General features: G+C 41.3%; 20 protein-coding genes and 1 pseudogene. 4 read left to right on the top strand and 17 right to left on the bottom strand.

Features of this window, described 5'->3' with window-relative positions; all coding sequences use genetic code 11:
- Positions 1–231: 231 nt before the first annotated feature.
- Positions 232–3036: a leucine--tRNA ligase gene (gene leuS, locus ABIC84_RS10695; RefSeq protein ID WP_429263556.1), complete on the bottom strand. Its 2805-nt coding sequence runs from the start codon at positions 3034–3036 to the stop codon at positions 232–234.
- 434 nt (positions 3037–3470) lie between these two features.
- A complete protein-coding gene (gene dnaK / locus ABIC84_RS10690; protein ID WP_429263555.1) occupies positions 3471–5366 on the bottom strand; it encodes a molecular chaperone DnaK in 1896 nt (631 codons plus the stop codon).
- Between the two features lie 260 nt (positions 5367–5626).
- Between dnaK and ABIC84_RS10685 the strand changes: the two genes are divergently transcribed.
- From ABIC84_RS10685 to ABIC84_RS10670, 4 genes and pseudogenes are all read left to right on the top strand, one after another.
- A complete protein-coding gene (locus ABIC84_RS10685; protein ID WP_426584832.1) occupies positions 5627–5917 on the top strand; it encodes a hypothetical protein in 291 nt (96 codons plus the stop codon).
- A 96-nt stretch (positions 5918–6013) separates the two neighbouring features.
- Complete coding sequence (locus ABIC84_RS10680; protein WP_426584830.1) at positions 6014–6220, top strand: DUF2683 family protein; 207 nt, start codon at positions 6014–6016, stop codon at positions 6218–6220.
- Positions 6208–6468 (top strand): annotated as a pseudogene (locus ABIC84_RS10675) (Txe/YoeB family addiction module toxin). The gene ABIC84_RS10680 and the pseudogene ABIC84_RS10675 overlap by 13 nt, the downstream one beginning before the upstream one ends.
- Before the next feature lie 390 nt (positions 6469–6858).
- Positions 6859–7353: a GNAT family N-acetyltransferase gene (locus ABIC84_RS10670; protein WP_429263554.1), complete on the top strand. Its 495-nt coding sequence runs from the start codon at positions 6859–6861 to the stop codon at positions 7351–7353.
- Positions 7354–7463: 110 nt separating this feature from the next.
- Here ABIC84_RS10670 and rplQ read toward each other — a convergent pair whose 3' ends face one another.
- From rplQ to rpsH, 15 genes are all read right to left on the bottom strand, one after another.
- Positions 7464–8015, bottom strand: a complete 552-nt coding sequence (gene rplQ / locus ABIC84_RS10665) for a 50S ribosomal protein L17 (protein WP_429263553.1) — start codon at positions 8013–8015, stop codon at positions 7464–7466.
- A gap of 159 nt (positions 8016–8174) precedes the next feature.
- Entirely contained in the window at positions 8175–9167 is a 993-nt protein-coding gene (locus ABIC84_RS10660; protein WP_321557256.1) for a DNA-directed RNA polymerase subunit alpha, read from the bottom strand.
- A 178-nt stretch (positions 9168–9345) separates the two neighbouring features.
- Positions 9346–9954: a 30S ribosomal protein S4 gene (gene rpsD / locus ABIC84_RS10655; protein ID WP_091215997.1), complete on the bottom strand. Its 609-nt coding sequence runs from the start codon at positions 9952–9954 to the stop codon at positions 9346–9348.
- A gap of 67 nt (positions 9955–10021) precedes the next feature.
- Positions 10022–10411, bottom strand: coding sequence for a 30S ribosomal protein S11 (rpsK, locus tag ABIC84_RS10650; RefSeq protein ID WP_090529224.1), 390 nt, complete (start codon positions 10409–10411; stop codon positions 10022–10024).
- Positions 10412–10546: 135 nt separating this feature from the next.
- Positions 10547–10924: a 30S ribosomal protein S13 gene (gene rpsM, locus ABIC84_RS10645; protein ID WP_090529226.1), complete on the bottom strand. Its 378-nt coding sequence runs from the start codon at positions 10922–10924 to the stop codon at positions 10547–10549.
- Between the two features lie 91 nt (positions 10925–11015).
- Entirely contained in the window at positions 11016–11132 is a 117-nt protein-coding gene (gene ykgO, locus ABIC84_RS10640) for a type B 50S ribosomal protein L36 (RefSeq protein ID WP_022833269.1), read from the bottom strand.
- Positions 11133–11136: 4 nt separating this feature from the next.
- On the bottom strand, positions 11137–11355 hold the full coding sequence (gene infA / locus ABIC84_RS10635) for a translation initiation factor IF-1 (protein WP_022833270.1): 219 nt from the start codon (positions 11353–11355) through the stop codon (positions 11137–11139).
- A 64-nt stretch (positions 11356–11419) separates the two neighbouring features.
- Positions 11420–12211, bottom strand: a complete 792-nt coding sequence (gene map / locus ABIC84_RS10630) for a type I methionyl aminopeptidase (protein WP_112653531.1) — start codon at positions 12209–12211, stop codon at positions 11420–11422.
- A gap of 6 nt (positions 12212–12217) precedes the next feature.
- Positions 12218–13561, bottom strand: a complete 1344-nt coding sequence (gene secY, locus ABIC84_RS10625; RefSeq protein ID WP_274990025.1) for a preprotein translocase subunit SecY — start codon at positions 13559–13561, stop codon at positions 12218–12220.
- Between the two features lie 5 nt (positions 13562–13566).
- Positions 13567–14013: a 50S ribosomal protein L15 gene (gene rplO / locus ABIC84_RS10620; protein WP_090529235.1), complete on the bottom strand. Its 447-nt coding sequence runs from the start codon at positions 14011–14013 to the stop codon at positions 13567–13569.
- A gap of 4 nt (positions 14014–14017) precedes the next feature.
- Positions 14018–14197, bottom strand: coding sequence for a 50S ribosomal protein L30 (gene rpmD, locus ABIC84_RS10615; RefSeq protein WP_022833274.1), 180 nt, complete (start codon positions 14195–14197; stop codon positions 14018–14020).
- 6 nt (positions 14198–14203) lie between these two features.
- Positions 14204–14722, bottom strand: coding sequence for a 30S ribosomal protein S5 (rpsE, locus tag ABIC84_RS10610; RefSeq protein WP_090529238.1), 519 nt, complete (start codon positions 14720–14722; stop codon positions 14204–14206).
- A 12-nt stretch (positions 14723–14734) separates the two neighbouring features.
- On the bottom strand, positions 14735–15085 hold the full coding sequence (rplR, locus tag ABIC84_RS10605) for a 50S ribosomal protein L18 (RefSeq protein WP_090529241.1): 351 nt from the start codon (positions 15083–15085) through the stop codon (positions 14735–14737).
- Positions 15086–15090: 5 nt separating this feature from the next.
- Positions 15091–15648, bottom strand: a complete 558-nt coding sequence (rplF, locus tag ABIC84_RS10600) for a 50S ribosomal protein L6 (protein WP_426584817.1) — start codon at positions 15646–15648, stop codon at positions 15091–15093.
- Positions 15649–15666: 18 nt separating this feature from the next.
- Positions 15667–16065, bottom strand: a complete 399-nt coding sequence (rpsH, locus tag ABIC84_RS10595; protein ID WP_090529247.1) for a 30S ribosomal protein S8 — start codon at positions 16063–16065, stop codon at positions 15667–15669.
- Positions 16066–16182: the final 117 nt, after the last annotated feature.

Below are 16182 nucleotides of genomic sequence, written 5' to 3'. Positions count from 1 at the left end.
TAGTCATTTATATATTATAACTTTATATAATCTATTACCACGCTTTTTAGGACTTTTTGCCTTTCTGTAGCAGATTTTCATCATAGGAGATTTCTTACCCTGTCGTCGCCCGTTCCCGCCTTTCGAAGTATTTCGGGATTTGACATCTTTATTTCAGGTAATAAAAAAAGCCCTGGCCTTGCGTTGCAAAACCAGGGTTGAAAATCCAAAAAGTACCCGTTTAAGGGGGGATTAAACCACCATATTTACAATCCTGCCTTTTACTACAATCAGTTTTTTAGGGGTTTTACCATCCAGGTATTTTTGCACATCGGCATTAGCCAAAACAAAGGCTTCTATTTCTTTAACATCAAGGCTTAACGAGATGCTTAGGTTCATTTTCATTTTACCGTTGATAGAGATTGGGTAAGCAAACTCGTCTTCAACCAAATACTCCGCGTTAAATTTAGGGAATGGTGCGTATGATAAAGTACCATCAGCATTACCCAATAACGACCAAAGCTCCTCGCAAATGTGCGGCGCATAAGGCGAAAGGATGATCACCATATCCTGCAATATCGCACGGTTGTTGCATTTCAGGTCGGTTAATTCATTAACAGCGATCATAAAGCTTGAAACTGAAGTATTGAACGAGAAACGCTCGATATCTTCCTCAACCTTTTTAATGATCTTATGCAATGATTTCAACTCAGCTTTTGACGGAGCGGCATTGTTTACGCCAAACTCCCAGGCATCATTATGGAATAATCTCCAGAATTTACGCAGGAATTTGAAAACACCCTCAATACCATTGGTATTCCACGGTTTGCTCTGCTCCAGCGGACCTAAAAACATCTCATACATCCGTAAGGTATCGGCACCAAAGCGGGTTGCTATATCATCCGGATTTACAACGTTGTAATACCGTTTCGACATTTTTTCAACTTCGACGCCACAGATGTATTTGCCATTTTCCAGAATAAATTCAGCATCTGCAAATTCAGGTCGCCATTGTTTAAACTTGGCAATGTTTAATACTTCGTTTTCAACAATGTTAACATCAACGTGTATTGGCGTAGTTTTATGTTCTTTGATCAATCCGTGCGATACATAAGTGTTGGTACCTTTGCCTTCCTCGTCAATCAGCCTGTAAACAAAGTTACTACGGCCCTGGATCATGCCCTGGTTGATTAATTTTTTGAAAGGCTCTTCCTCAACAACCAGGTCAAGGTCTTTCAAAAACTTATTCCAGAAACGGCTGTACAACAGGTGACCGGTTGCATGCTCACTGCCACCGATATACAAATCAACGTCTTTCCAGTATTCAATAGCTTCGCGCGATGCGAACTCCTTATCGTTTTTGGCATCCATATAACGGTACCAGTACCAGCTTGAACCAGCCCAGCCCGGCATGGTGCTTAGCTCGTAAGGCAAACCACCTTCATATTTCCAATCCTCTGCACGACCTAATGGCGGTTCGCCGGTTTCGGTAGGGAGATATTTATCAATCTCAGGCAGTAACAATGGCAGGTGGCTCTCATCAATTAAATATGGCAAGCCCTCTTTAAAGTAAACCGGCACCGGCTCGCCCCAGTAACGTTGGCGGCCGAAAATAGCGTCACGCATCCTGAAGTTAACTTTGGCTTTACCGGCATTGATCTCTTCCAGTTTGGCAACCACCGCGGCGGTTGCTTCTTTGTAAGCTAAGCCATTTATAAAATCGGAGTTGATATAGGTGCCATCTTTAGTTGGGTCAGCCTCGGTTTCGATATTTTGAATATCGAGGATCGGTACTATCGGCAAATTAAAATGCTTTGCAAACAGGTAATCACGCTGATCGCCGGATGGTACGGCCATAACCGCCCCGGTTCCATATCCGGCTAAAACATAATCAGCGATCCAGATTGGAATTTGCTGCCCATTTAACGGGTTAAGCACATAGCTGCCGGTAAACGCGCCTGATACAGTCTTGGCATCAGCCATCCTGTCAAGCTCCGATTTCTTTTTGGTTTGAGTAATGTAAGCTTCAATTTCTGCCTTTTGCTCAGGTGTAGTTAATGCAGAAACTAATTCATGCTCAGGAGCAATTACCAAGAAGGTGACACCGAAAATAGTATCAACCCTTGTGGTAAACACTTCGATAAAATCGGTGCCCAAAGCAGCGTTATGACCTGATTTATCTATCGGGAATTTAACTGAAGCACCAGTACTTTTACCAATCCAGTTCCTTTGCATTTCTTTCAAAGGCTCCGGCCAGTCGATAGTATCAAGGCCTTGTAATAACCTTTCGGCGTATGCGGTAATGCGCATGCTCCATTGGGTCATTTTCTTTTGTTCAACGGGGTAGCCGCCACGCTCGCTAAAGCCGTCTTTTACTTCGTCGTTTGCCAATACTGTACCAAGGGCAGGGCACCAGTTTACGGTACTTTCGCGCAGGTAGGTAAGGCGGTATTTTAACAGTTCGTCCTGCTGTTGCTGGTTGCTGAACGCTTTCCACTCATCGGCAGTAAAACTTAAAATTTCATCATCACAAACGGCATTGATACCGGCAGAACCTTTGGTTTCAAAATGTGCTACCAGTTGATCAATTGACTGGGCTTTGTCGGCATCTTTATTATACCAGCTGTTAAACAACTTCATGAAGATCCATTGGGTCCATTTATAATAATCTGGAGAGCTGGTACGCACCTCGCGGCTCCAGTCGAACGAAAAGCCGATCTGGTCCAACTGGCGACGATATGTAGCAATATTATCTTCGGTAGTTATAGCGGGGTGCTGACCGGTTTGTATGGCGTATTGCTCGGCGGGTAAGCCAAAGCTATCATAACCCATAGGGTGCAATACGTTAAAGCCTTTTAAGCGTTTGTAGCGTGCAAAAATATCAGAAGCGATATAGCCCAGCGGGTGCCCAACGTGCAGGCCAGCCCCAGACGGGTAAGGGAACATATCCAGCACATAATATTTGGGCTTACTGCTTTTGTCTTCGGCTTTGAAGGTTTGGTTTTGTGCCCAAAACTGCTGCCATTTTTGCTCTATCTCTTTAAATTGGTAGTCCATTTTATGTTTTACGCGTATGAGGTTGCGAAATTAAGCATTTCCCTATTAGTTTAGTAGTTATTAATGGATTAGTTGACGGTTAATGGCGTCTTTTTAAATAATTTGCTATGGAGTTTAACCTTTCATGGGCTTTTGCGTATTTAGGTTAACGCACAAAATTAATCAATCTAAAATTTCAACAGGATGAGTCTCCGGAGTTAAAACCGTTCTTTATGTCTCGTCCTAAAAAAGTTTACAGATTTTAGTGTAGTGTTCTTAGGTATTTACGGGGGCCATAAATACGTAGCGCAGCTGGGGCTTACGTTGCTTTATATTATGATCAATTATGGCTGCGCAGGTCCCTCCTACTCTGCAACCAGGCAATATCTCCCCACAAAAAAAGCCCGGTCTGGAATTAACCAAACCGGGCTTAAATATTATCGAAACAAAATTAATTATTTCACTTCTTCAAAATCAACATCTGTAACGGTGTCAGAGTTGTCTTGCGGAGCTCCGGCATCGCCAGCTGGCTGACCTTGAGCACCTTCGGCAGAAGCTTTGTACATATCTTCAGATGCAGCAGTCCAGGCAGTGTTAAGCTCTGTTTGTGCAGCTTCGATAGCGTCAAAGTTTTTAGCTGAATAAGCCTCTTTCAATTTAGCTAAGCCAGCTTCGATAGGTGCTTTTTTATCAGCAGGGATCTTATCGCCGTACTCTTTCAATTGTTTTTCAGTCGAGAAGATCAGGGCATCAGCAGCGTTCAGTTTTTCAACTTCTTCTTTTGCCTTTTTGTCAGCATCAGCATTAGCCTCAGCTTCGTCCTTCATCTTTTTGATCTCGGCATCAGTTAAACCTGAAGAAGCTTCGATACGGATCTTTTGCTCTTTACCTGTAGCTTTATCTTTTGCAGATACGTGCAGGATACCGTTAGCATCAATATCGAAAGTAACCTCAATTTGTGGTACACCGCGAGGTGCTGGCGGGATGCCGTCCAAGTGGAAACGACCTATAGTACGGTTACCCGCAGCCATTGGGCGCTCACCTTGTAATATGTGGATCTCAACTGAAGGCTGGCTGTCGCTGGCGGTTGAGAACGTTTCAGATTTTTTAGTAGGGATAGTAGTGTTTGACTCGATCAGTTTAGTCATTACACCACCCATGGTTTCGATACCTAATGAAAGTGGGGTAACGTCAAGCAATAACACATCCTTAACCTCACCGGTTAATACACCACCCTGGATAGCAGCACCGATGGCAACAACTTCGTCAGGGTTAACACCTTTTGAAGGAGCTTTACCAAAGAATTTTTGTACAGCTTCCTGGATAGCAGGGATACGGGTTGAACCACCTACCAAAATCACTTCGTCGATATCAGAAGTGCTTAAACCGGCATTTTTCAAAGCTGATTTACAAGGCTCAATAGTACGTTTGATCAGGCTATCAGCTAATTGCTCAAATTTAGCACGGGTTAATGTTTTAACCAAGTGCTTAGGCATACCGTCAACTGCAGTAATGTATGGCAGGTTAACTTCAGTTTGAGCAGAGCTTGATAACTCAATTTTAGCCTTCTCAGCCGATTCTTTTAAACGTTGTAAAGCCATTGGGTCTTTACGCAGGTCTAAACCTTCGTCGTTTTTAAACTCGTCGGCTAACCAGTCAATAATTACCTGATCAAAGTCGTCACCACCTAAGTGAGTATCACCATCGGTAGCTTTTACTTCAAATACACCGTCGCCTAATTCCAATACGGATACGTCATGAGTACCGCCACCGCAGTCAAACACAACTATCTTCATATCTTTATGAGCTTTATCAAAACCGTAAGCTAATGCAGCAGCAGTAGGTTCGTTAATGATACGGCGTACTTTTAAACCAGCAATTTCACCGGCTTCTTTAGTAGCCTGGCGCTGAGCATCGTTAAAGTAGGCAGGAACGGTAATAACCGCTTCGGTTACTTCAGTACCTAAGAAATCTTCGGCAGTTTTCTTCATTTTCTGAAGGATCATTGCAGAAATTTCTTGCGGGGTATATTTACGGTCGCCAATTTCAACACGTGGGGTGTTGTTGTCGCCTTTAACTACTTTATAAGGTACACGTGCTGCTTCACTTGTAACTTCACTAAACTGGTTACCCATAAAGCGTTTGATTGAAGAAATGGTTTTTGTAGGGTTAGTAATAGCCTGACGTTTTGCAGGATCACCAACTTTACGTTCGCCATTATCAATAAAAGCTACTACAGACGGCGTAGTACGTTTACCCTCGCTGTTAGCTATAACAACAGGCTCGTTACCTTCCATTACAGCAACGCAGGAGTTTGTTGTTCCTAAGTCGATTCCAATTATTTTAGACATATATGATTGTTTTTTCTTTTTGATTATTGTTTACTTACCACTGCTGTTTATCAATGCCTGTGCCAATATGCCAATGGCAGTAAAAATTGCCTGTAATTGTCAGTTCGTGAACAAGGCGACAGGATAACTTACTTTGTGATGACAGGTTGGCAGGACTGTTTGAGGTAAAAGGCGAAAGGTTAAAGGCAAAAGGTTATTATTTGGTTTGTTAATTGGCAGGATATCGACTAACTTGAAACTTCGAATCACAGGTATCAATCATGAAGTACATCAGGGAGGGCAATAATAAATTTGGAACAATATTATACACCATCGATGGCAGCTATGTGCGAAAAGGCCAGGGCAGGTTTGGCGATATTTTATATACCATAGATGGCAAAATAGTAAAAAAGGGTCAGGGAATGTTTGGCGATGTGGTTTGTAACCTTGACGATAACCTGATCAGGAAAGGCCGTACCCTTTTTGGCGATGTGTTGTATAATATCGAGGGACAGTTTGTACGGGAAGGCCGCAGCCGGTTTGGTGATATTAAGTTTTATATTGATGAGTGATGGAAGCGTTTACATAGCAAAGTTTTATTTTATCAATTAACTTTTTATTCAACAATCACTTTCAAAATTTGTATTTAATAAAGTGTAAATTTGTATATGGAGACATTGATTGTACTGCCGAAGGATAAAGAGCAGTTAGCTGCATTAAAAGCAATTATGAAAGCTCTTAAAGTTGATTACAAAACCGAAAAAGGTGAAAAAGCCTATAATAAGGATTTTGTAAAGAAAATGAAGCAAAGTGAAGATGATTTAAAGGCCGGTAGAACTACACAAATAACACCTGCCGATATATGGAACTTGTAATAACCGACACTGCTAAAGAAGATATTAGATTTTTCTTAAAAAGTGGCCAGAGTTCTATAGTAAAGAAAATTGAACGTCTACTCATTGCTATAAAAGAATCACCATTTATTGGTGTTGGCAAACCGGAGCCATTAAAACATGAATATTCGGGTAAATGATCAAGGCGAATTGATAACCAGCACCGCATCATCTACGAAGTGATAGACAATAGTATTATTATTTATTCCTTAAAAGGGCATTACGCCTAATCATTTAATTACGTTGCTATAATGTGTGATCATCAACTGCAAACTGTGTACTCAAAACTGCCAACCGATACGGGCGTTGCCTGCGGCCGGGCTATGCGCTCCTACTACACAGGGCATTAGCCACAGGCCGGTAGCCGCTCCTATCCCTAACGCACTTCTCGGTTTTATAAAATGCCATGGATTTTCAACTAAAATCCCTTATATTTATCCTAACAAAACAAACGCCTCTGTTACTTAACACCGTCAACAGGCTCATCACATTGCCTGGAATTGCTTAACAAACAGCCATAGCACACCGGCTGTACCTTCACTTTAAAAAAGCGAACTGGTTTCTTATTGTTATTTAATTCCAAACATTAAATGTTTTTTATCCAATCACAACGGTTAAAGATGATACCGTTAACACACGCGCAATTATTATTGCTTAAACAAAACCGCAATCTGCTGGAGCTATCATTAGGCTTAACACCTTCAGCTATGCTGATCGATCCGTTATATATCAAAGAAATTGATGATGCCTTTGACAGTTTCTGGCTGCCTAATACGCTCGCTTTCCCTGATAAATACCTATGGTATACCAGCTGGGAGATCGTTCTTAAAAGCACCAATACCGTTATTGGCGGCATGGGCTTTGCCGGCTATCCTAATGATTTAGGCGAAGCGGAGATTGGCTATATGATCGACGCCAACCAGCATAACAAAGGTTATGCTACAGAAGCTTTACAATTAATTTCACAATGGGCATTTATACATGAATTTGTGAAAGCTATCATAGTGCATACTTATGCAGATAACCTGCCATCGCGAAGGATATTGGAAAAGTGTGGTTTCACTTTGATGAATGATGTTGAATGCTTATTGACTTATAGTCTAAATCGCGAGTAACAGATTAGGGAATTGCCATGCTTTTACCTAAATCGGTAGTTAATTACATAAAAAAACGGCACCGATCATAGATCAGTGCCGTTTTTGGTATCTGTTAAACGAATAATTAATTATTCGCCTTTTTCAGCGTTTTCTTCGTTTTCAGAAGGTGCAGGTGCTTCAGCAGCCGGCTCTTCTTTAACGTCTTCAACTACTACAGCTTCTTCTGCGGCTACAGGAGCAGCAGTTTTAGCTTTTGCACCAGAACCACCACGACGACGGGTTGATTTCTTAGCAGGAGCAGCAGCGTCAGCACCGTAAACAGTGTTGTAATCAACAAGCTCGATGATTGCCATTTCAGCGTTATCGCCTAAACGGTTTTCTAACTTGATGATACGGGTGTAACCACCCGGACGGTTAGCAATTTTTTCAGCGATTTCGCGGAAAACGATTGATGTTGCGTCTTTATCCTGCAGGTAGCTGAATACTGTACGACGTGACTGCGTAGTATCGTTTTTTGATTTTGTTAAAAGTGGCTCAACATAACCGCGTAAAACTTTTGCTTTTGCTAATGTTGTAGTGATACGCTTGTGTAAAATAAGCGAAGATGCCATGTTAGCCAGCATCGCTTTGCGGTGGCTGGTAGTACGGCCTAAGTGATTGTTTTTGTTTCCGTGTCTCATTGTTTTATATATTTCACGTGCATACCGTTGGGCGATAGGCTCAAGCCCTCGGAATTATGCTTTCGCTTAATGTTTGCAACAAGAATCAAGAGTCAAGAAATCAAGATGCAAGATCTAAAATCTATCTTGCCTCTTGCTTCTCACAGTCTTGCTCCTCTATTATTCTTCGTCTAACTTAAATTTAGACAGGTTCATGCCAAAAGATAAACCTTTTGATTTAACCAGGTCCTGGATCTCAGTTAATGATTTTTTACCAAAGTTCCTGAATTTTAACATGTCAGCAACATCGTACGATACCAGATCAGCCAGGCTGCGGATATCAGCAGCTTTAAGGCAGTTAAGGGCACGTACAGAAAGGTCAAGATCTACCAGTTCGGTTTTAAGGATCTTGCGCATGTGCAGGATCTCTTCATCAACTTCTTTGGTTTCTTCTTTAGCCTGTGCTTCAAGCATCATGTTTTCATCACTGAACAGCATGAAGTGCTGGATCAGGATCTTAGCTGCTTCTTTCAAAGCATCTTCAGGATGGATTGAACCATCGGTAGCAATATCCAATACTAATTTTTCATAGTCGGTTTTTTGCTCAACACGATAGTTTTCGATGGTATATTTTACGTTTTTGATTGGCGTATAGATCGAATCTATAGCTATAACACCAACATTAGCGTCAGGATTTTTATTTTCCTCGCTTGGTACGTAACCACGGCCCTTGCCTACAGTAAGCTCAACTTCAAGCGTTACAGCAGGGTCCATGTTGCAAAGTACCAAATCAGGATTTAATACAGTAAAGTTATTAGAGAATTTGGTAATATCTCCTGCTCTAAATGCATCCTGGCCATTTACAATAACAAATATTTTCTCGCTGTCGCCAGATTCACCTGTTTTCTTAAAACGAACTTGTTTAAGGTTCAGGATGATCTCGGTTACGTCTTCAACAACACCTTTGATGGTCGAAAATTCATGAGTTACCCCCGAAAAACGTACGGAAGTAATTGCATAACCCTCAAGTGATGAAAGTAAGATACGACGCAGAGCATTACCAATGGTTACACCAAAGCCTGGTTCTAAGGGACGAAATTCAAACGTACCATCAAAATCATTTGCTTTTTGCATGATAACCTTGTCTGGTTTTTGAAATGCTAAAATTGCCATTTATATCCTTTATTTATTGTTTACTTGATAATTGATTTGAGATATGGGATTTGAGATGTGAGATTTCCTCTGCTGTTCAAACGCTTATTCAAATCTTTTGTTTGTGATTTGCATATATACGAAAACCAGAAATGAGATTTGAAAAAACTCTCAAATCTCACATCTGATATCTCATATCTTATTTAGAGTACAACTCGACGATCAGGTTTTCCTTGATATTTTCAGGGATCTCATCGCGGTTAGGATAGTTGAGGAATTTACCTGTAAGGTTGTTCGCATCCCACTCTAACCAGCTGTATTTGTTGATTCTTCTTCCGGCTACTGAAGTAGTGATAGCTTCTAATGATTTAGATTTTTCACGTACTGCAACCACGTCGCCTGCTTTCAATGCATAGGAAGCGATGTTTACAACAGCACCGTTAACAGTGATGTGCTTGTGGTTAACCAACTGACGTGCTGCTGAACGTGTAGGAGCAATGCCTAAACGGAAAACAGCGTTGTCTAAACGTGCTTCTAAGAATTTTAACAGGTTTTCGCCTGTGATACCTTCTTTAGCAGAAGCGCGGTGAAATAAGTTTTCGAACTGACGTTCCAATACACCATAGGTATATTTAACTTTTTGTTTCTCTTGCAACTGAGTTGAATACTCTGATTGCTTTCCACGGCGTTTTGAAGCGCCATGCTGGCCCGGTGGATAGTTTTTACGATCTAACGCTTTATCCGGACCGAAGATCGGCTCACGGAAACGACGGGCAATTTTGGATTTTGGTCCTGTATATCTGGCCATTTTTGTGTGTTCTTAAAGTATCATGCAGCCTGCAGCTGCCGAATCTTAGCTTTAAAAAATATGTTAATTAAACTCTTCTTCTTTTTGAAGGACGGCAACCGTTGTGTGGAAGCGGTGTAATATCTTTAATCGTAGTTACTTCGATACCTGCAGTTTGCAAAGTACGGATAGCCGACTCACGACCGGCACCAGGGCCTTTTACAAATACTTCAACTTTACGTAAACCTAAATCATAAGCAACTTTACCGCAATCGGCAGCAGCTTGTGAGGCAGCATAAGGGGTATTCTTCTTTGAACCTTTGAAACCCATTTTACCAGCTGATGACCATGAAACTGCCTGGCCTGTTTTGTTGGTAAGGGTGATGATGATGTTGTTGAAAGTAGCATTGATATGCGCTTCGCCAACAGGCTCAACAATCACAATGCGTTTTTTGGTTACTTTTTTAGCTTTAGCCATTTTTTAAATTTTTGAATTAATGAATTACTGAATTAACGAATAATCCGGACCCATTAATTATACTGTCAAAATGAGGTATTCCTGATGATCTTAAAAGCGACAACTACTCACCGCTTTCAGCTCACCAATCACTTACTACTTAGTAGCTTTTTTCTTGTTAGCAACTGTTTTACGTTTACCTTTACGGGTACGTGAGTTGTTTTTAGTACGCTGGCCACGTAATGGTAAACCTTTACGGTGACGTGTACCACGGTAACAACCAATATCCATCAAACGTTTAATGTTAAGCTGCACTTCTGAACGTAATGCACCTTCAACCTTAATTTGGTCGTTAATAATTCCGCGTATAGAAGATAACTGCTCATCGGTCCAGTCTTGTACTTTGATATTAAAATCAATACCAGCCTCAGTCAAAATTCTTTGAGCTGTTGAGCGGCCAATACCGAAAATGTAAGTAAGTCCGATTTCTCCTCTTTTATTCTTTGGTAAATCAATACCTGATATCCTTGCCATATTTCTTGTAATTTATTGAGTTATCGAATTATTGAACTATCGAATCGCTATCATCAGTAATTCAATCATTCTCCAATTCAGTAATTTTTTCTTAGCCCTGGCGTTGTTTAAACTTCGGGTTCTTTTTGTTAATAACGTAAAGTTTCCCGTTACGGCGGATGATCTTGCAATCAGCGCTGCGCTTTTTGATGGATGCTCTAACTTTCATCTTTTTATTTATATCTATAGGTTATTCTACCCTTTGTTAAATCATATGGACTCATTTCCAGTTTCACCCTGTCGCCAGGAAGAATTTTGATGTAGTGCATACGCATTTTGCCCGATATGTGCGCTATAATCTCATGACCATTTTCAAGTTCAACTCTGAACATTGCATTTGACAATGCCTCTCTAATTGTACCGTCTTGCTCAATCGAAGATTGTTTAGCCATATTTTGTTGATTATTACTTAATTATCCGCCCTAAAACCGGGATGCAAAATTAATAAAAAATTATTTAATTATTATTTTTTTCTTTTAAAACATTTTCTACGTAATCAAACGTCGATAAAATGTCTGGAGTACCTTTTCGTACCGCTACTGTATGCTCGTAATGTGCCGAAGGTTTCTTGTCAGATGTTGAAACTGTCCAGCCATCATCCCAAAACTTAACACCGGCACGGCCGGCATTGATCATGGGCTCAATGGCTATCACCATGCCTTCTTCCAGTTTGATACCGGCACCGCGTTTGCCATAGTTAGGTACTTCGGGTTTTTCGTGCAGTTTTAATCCCACACCATGGCCAACAAGTTCCTTTACTACACCAAAGCCGTTCTTTTCGGCATGCTCCTGTACCGCGTATCCTATATCACCTATACGCATCCCTACAACCGCTTTTTCAACACCCAGCTTTAAGCATTCCTGCGTAACACGCATCAGCTTTTTAACCTGGTCGTTAACCTCACCAATGGCAAAGGTATAAGCCGAGTCGCCGTAGTATTTATTTAAAACAACGCCGCAATCAACTGATACCAGGTCGCCCTCAGTTAAAACATGCGATCCGGGGAAGCCGTGTACAACCTGGTCATTCAGGGAGATACACAGTGAATAAGGAAATCCGTGATAGTTTAAAAAGGCAGGAACACCGCCGTTATCCCGTATAAAGGTTTCGGCAAGCTTATCCAGTTCAATTGTTTTAACACCCGGAGCAATAACCTTAGCTATTTCTCCGAGTGTTTTTGAAACAAGTAAAGAACTTTCTCTTATGAGTTCTATCTCTTCGACAGACTTATAATTGATTTTTGACATTGCTAATTAAATCGCTGTCGGACTGGTACCGGCAGCGGCAGGCATGGCTGTACGTCCCTTAATCCGTCCGGTTTTCATTAAACCATCATAATGGCGCATCAACAGGTGACTTTCTATCTGCTGTAATGTATCCAAAACAACACCTACCAGGATGATCAGCGAAGTACCGCCGAAGAACCTTGCGAATATTGGAGATACACCAACCAAACTGGCCAATGCCGGGATGATTGCTATAATAGCCAGGAATACTGATCCTGGTAAAGTGATCTTTGAAATTACGCCATCAATAAACTCAGCAGTAGTGCGGCCTGGTTTGATGCCCGGGATAAAGCCACCGTTCTTCTTCATATCATCGGCCATTTGGTTAGGATTAACCGTAATGGCGGTGTAGAAGTATGTGAACAGAATGATCAGGATCCCAAACAACAGGTTATGCTCCCATGAGTTATAGTTAGCTAAAGCTATCAATATACCGCTTGATGATACATTAGGAAAAAACTGCGATACGGTTTGCGGGATAAACATTAATGCCTGAGCAAATATGATTGGCATTACACCGGCAGCATTTACCTTTAAAGGTATGTACTGGCGTACGCCGCCATATTGTTTGTTCCCCACAATACGTTTAGCGTATTGTACCGAAATTTTTCGTGTTCCCTGTACTATCAGTATAGTAAACATTACCACACCAATAAGACCTACGATCTCCACAATGAAAGCAATTAAACCACCGGCACCGCCATTACGCGAAATGAACTCGGTTGTAAAAGCGCCTGGTAACTGGGCAATGATACCCACCATAATAATAAGTGAGATACCGTTACCGATACCTTTATCCGTGATCTTTTCCCCTAACCACATTACAAATAATGTACCCGCCGTTAATACAAAAGTATTAAGGAAGATGAAGGTGAAAGGATCGGCAATAGTCCTTGCATCGGCAGCAACCTGCGATTTAAGGTAACCTATAGCCTGTAAAAAGGTAATCCCTATTGTTAGATAACGGGTCCATTGATTAAGCTTGTTGCGACCGCTTTCACCTTCTTTTTGCAATTTGGTAAAATACGGAACGGCAATACCCAGCAGTTGCACCACAATTGAAGCCGAAATGTAAGGCATAACACCTAATGCGAAAATAGAGGAACGTGAAAACGATCCTCCTGCAAACATATTCAGCAATCCTACTAATCCTTCTGCTTTTTGGGTTGACGCTACCGCGGCGTTAACGCCTGGTAAAACCACGAATGAGCCTACACGATATATTAAAAGAAATAAGAGCGTGTTAATAATACGCACTCTCAGATCTTCGATTTTCCAGATATTGGATAATGTGGTGAAAAATTTCTTCATCGAAATTATAACTTAACTATGGTACCACCTGCAGCTTCAATAGCTTTTTGAGCTGTAGCAGTAAATGCATGTGCTTTAACTTCTAATTTGGCAGTAAGCTCACCACGGCCCAGGATTTTAACCAGGTCGTTACGTGATACCAAACCGTGCTCTTTCAAAGTATCAAAATCAACAGCAGTAAGTGAAAATTTCGTTACTAATTCCTGAAGTACGTCAAGGTTTACGCCTGTGTACTCAACACGGTTAGGGTTTTTAAAGCCCACCTTAGGCACACGGCGCTGTAAAGGCATCTGACCGCCTTCAAAGCCTACCTTGGTGCTGGTACCTGAACGTGAACCGGCGCCTTTGTGGCCACGGGTTGACGTACCGCCACGGCCAGAACCTGTACCACGGCCAATTCTTTTTCTATTTTTGGTTGAACCTTCTGCAGGTTTTAAATTACTTAAATTCATGATATTAAATATTTTCAACCGCTACCAGGTGGTTCACTTTCCTAACCATCCCAACTATAGCAGGTGTAGCCTCAACTTCCACACTGTGGTTAATTTTACGCAAGCCTAAAGCCTCGATTGTTTTTTTCTGGCGTTCCGTTCTGTCGATCACGCTCTTAATCTGTGTTATTTTGATCTTAGCCATGACTGATTATCCGTTAAATACTTTACCTAAACTAATTCCGCGCTGTTGTGCTACTGTATTTGCATCACGTAACTGGGCTAATGCCGATACGGTTGCTTTTACCACGTTGTGCGGGTTTGACGAACCTTTTGATTTTGCCAATACGTTGTGTACGCCAGCCGACTCTAATACGGCACGCATAGCACCACCTGCAATTACACCGGTACCGTTAGCTGCTGGTTTAATGAAAACAAAACCGCCGCTAAATTTACCAATTTGCTCATGAGGTACAGTTCCGTTAATGATTGGAACTTTTACCAGGTTCTTTTTAGCATCATCAATGCCTTTAGCAATAGCTTCAGTTACCTCTTTAGCTTTACCTAAACCGTAACCTACAACACCGTTTTCATCACCTACTACTACGATAGCAGAGAAGCTGAAAGTACGGCCGCCTTTGGTTACTTTGGCAACACGCTGTATGCTTACCAAGCGGTCTTTTAATTCGATCTCGCTTGTTTTTACTCTTTTTATGTTGATTGTTGACATTTCTCTGTTCGATTAAAAGTTTAAACCACCTTCACGTGCACCTTCGGCCAATGACTTAACACGGCCATGGTACAGGTAACCGTTCCTGTCGAAAACCACATCTTTAATCCCTGCAGCGATAGCTTTTGAAGCTACCAGTTTGCCTACAGCTACTGATTGATCTGATTTTGTACCTTCAGCGGCAAAATCTTTTGATAAAGATGATGCTGAAACTAAAGTTTTTCCGGTTACATCGTCAATGATCTGCGCATAAATACCTTTATTACTTCTAAATACTGACAGGCGGGGACGCTCTGTTGACCCTGAAAGGCGTTTCCTGATGCCTTTTTTAATCCTGTCTCTTCTTGATAGTTTAGCTCCCATGACGATTATTTTTTAGATGCTGATTTACCTGCTTTTCTTCTCAAAATCTCGCCCTGGAACTTGATACCTTTACCTTTGTATGGTTCTGGTGCACGTAATGAACGGATCTTAGCTGCTACCTGGCCAATTAACTGTTTGTCAATTGATTCAAGGATGATGGTTGGGTTTTTACCCTTATCAGCAGTGGTTGTAACTTTAATTTCTTGAGGTAATTCAAATACATAGTGGTGAGAGAAACCCAACACTAAATCTAATGTATTACCTGTATTGGTGGCACGGTAACCTACACCCACTAATTCCTGGGTTACTTTGTAACCTTCAGTTACACCTATTACCATGTTATTTAAAAGCGCGCGGTATAAACCGTGTAATGCTTTGTGACGCTTTTGTTCAGACGGACGTTGAACCAATAATTGACCGTCTTCCTGTGCAATGGTGATATCGCTATCAACCGCTTGCTGCAACTGGCCTTTAGGACCTTTAACAGTAACAACATTCTCTGCTGATACCGTAACGGTTACTCCTTGTGGCAGTGCTATCGGTGCTTTTCCTACTCTTGACATTGCTTTAAATTTCTTCGATTAATAAACGTAGCATAAAACCTCACCACCAACATTTTGCTGACGTGCTTCTTTATCAGACATAACGCCTTTAGAAGTAGACAGGATGGCGATACCTAAACCATTTAGTACACGTGGCATGTTTTCCATACCTGCGTATTTCCTTAAACCTGGTTTGCTGATGCGCGAAATGCTGCGGATAGCAGAAATTTTAGTTATCGGGTGGTATTTCAAAGCAACTTTGATAGTGCCCTGAGGACCATTATCCTCAAACTTGTAATTTGCAATGTAACCTTTGTCGAAAAGCACCTTAGTGATTTCCTTCTTCAGATTTGATGCAGGAATTTCAACAACCCGGTGGTTGGCTTTAATAGCATTCCTTACTCTTGTAAGATAATCTGCGATTGGATCTGTATTCATTTTATTGTGTTATGACGGTGGTTTCCTTCCCGTAACATCCGGGACGACCTTCCATCGGTTAATTCATTCATTTTAAGCTCAATGCATAAAGCAAAAAGCCTAAAGCTTTTATGCCTT

This window comes from Mucilaginibacter sp. 3215 (assembly GCF_050433785.1).
In the GTDB taxonomy this organism is placed as follows: Bacteria; Bacteroidota; Bacteroidia; order Sphingobacteriales; family Sphingobacteriaceae; genus Mucilaginibacter.
The sequence above is the reverse complement of the archived record's forward strand: the minus strand, read 5'-3'. Positions and strand labels throughout refer to the sequence as shown.

Bases quoted from the DNA above. Each gene is read 5' to 3' on its own strand.
- leuS (WP_429263556.1), bottom strand. From the start codon at position 3,036: ATGGACTACCAATTTAAAGAGATAGAGCAAAAATGGCAGCAGTTTTGG.
- dnaK (WP_429263555.1), bottom strand. From the start codon at position 5,366: ATGTCTAAAATAATTGGAATCGACTTAGGAACAACAAACTCCTGCGTT.
- ABIC84_RS10685 (WP_426584832.1), top strand. From the start codon at position 5,627: ATGAAGTACATCAGGGAGGGCAATAATAAATTTGGAACAATATTATAC.
- ABIC84_RS10680 (WP_426584830.1), top strand. From the start codon at position 6,014: ATGGAGACATTGATTGTACTGCCGAAGGATAAAGAGCAGTTAGCTGCA.
- ABIC84_RS10670 (WP_429263554.1), top strand. From the start codon at position 6,859: ATGATACCGTTAACACACGCGCAATTATTATTGCTTAAACAAAACCGC.
- rplQ (WP_429263553.1), bottom strand. From the start codon at position 8,015: ATGAGACACGGAAACAAAAACAATCACTTAGGCCGTACTACCAGCCAC.
- ABIC84_RS10660 (WP_321557256.1), bottom strand. From the start codon at position 9,167: ATGGCAATTTTAGCATTTCAAAAACCAGACAAGGTTATCATGCAAAAA.
- rpsD (WP_091215997.1), bottom strand. From the start codon at position 9,954: ATGGCCAGATATACAGGACCAAAATCCAAAATTGCCCGTCGTTTCCGT.
- rpsK (WP_090529224.1), bottom strand. From the start codon at position 10,411: ATGGCTAAAGCTAAAAAAGTAACCAAAAAACGCATTGTGATTGTTGAG.
- rpsM (WP_090529226.1), bottom strand. From the start codon at position 10,924: ATGGCAAGGATATCAGGTATTGATTTACCAAAGAATAAAAGAGGAGAA.
- ykgO (WP_022833269.1), bottom strand. From the start codon at position 11,132: ATGAAAGTTAGAGCATCCATCAAAAAGCGCAGCGCTGATTGCAAGATC.
- infA (WP_022833270.1), bottom strand. From the start codon at position 11,355: ATGGCTAAACAATCTTCGATTGAGCAAGACGGTACAATTAGAGAGGCA.
- map (WP_112653531.1), bottom strand. From the start codon at position 12,211: ATGTCAAAAATCAATTATAAGTCTGTCGAAGAGATAGAACTCATAAGA.
- secY (WP_274990025.1), bottom strand. From the start codon at position 13,561: ATGAAGAAATTTTTCACCACATTATCCAATATCTGGAAAATCGAAGAT.
- rplO (WP_090529235.1), bottom strand. From the start codon at position 14,013: ATGAATTTAAGTAATTTAAAACCTGCAGAAGGTTCAACCAAAAATAGA.
- rpmD (WP_022833274.1), bottom strand. From the start codon at position 14,197: ATGGCTAAGATCAAAATAACACAGATTAAGAGCGTGATCGACAGAACG.
- rpsE (WP_090529238.1), bottom strand. From the start codon at position 14,722: ATGTCAACAATCAACATAAAAAGAGTAAAAACAAGCGAGATCGAATTA.
- rplR (WP_090529241.1), bottom strand. From the start codon at position 15,085: ATGGGAGCTAAACTATCAAGAAGAGACAGGATTAAAAAAGGCATCAGG.
- rplF (WP_426584817.1), bottom strand. From the start codon at position 15,648: ATGTCAAGAGTAGGAAAAGCACCGATAGCACTGCCACAAGGAGTAACC.
- rpsH (WP_090529247.1), bottom strand. From the start codon at position 16,065: ATGAATACAGATCCAATCGCAGATTATCTTACAAGAGTAAGGAATGCT.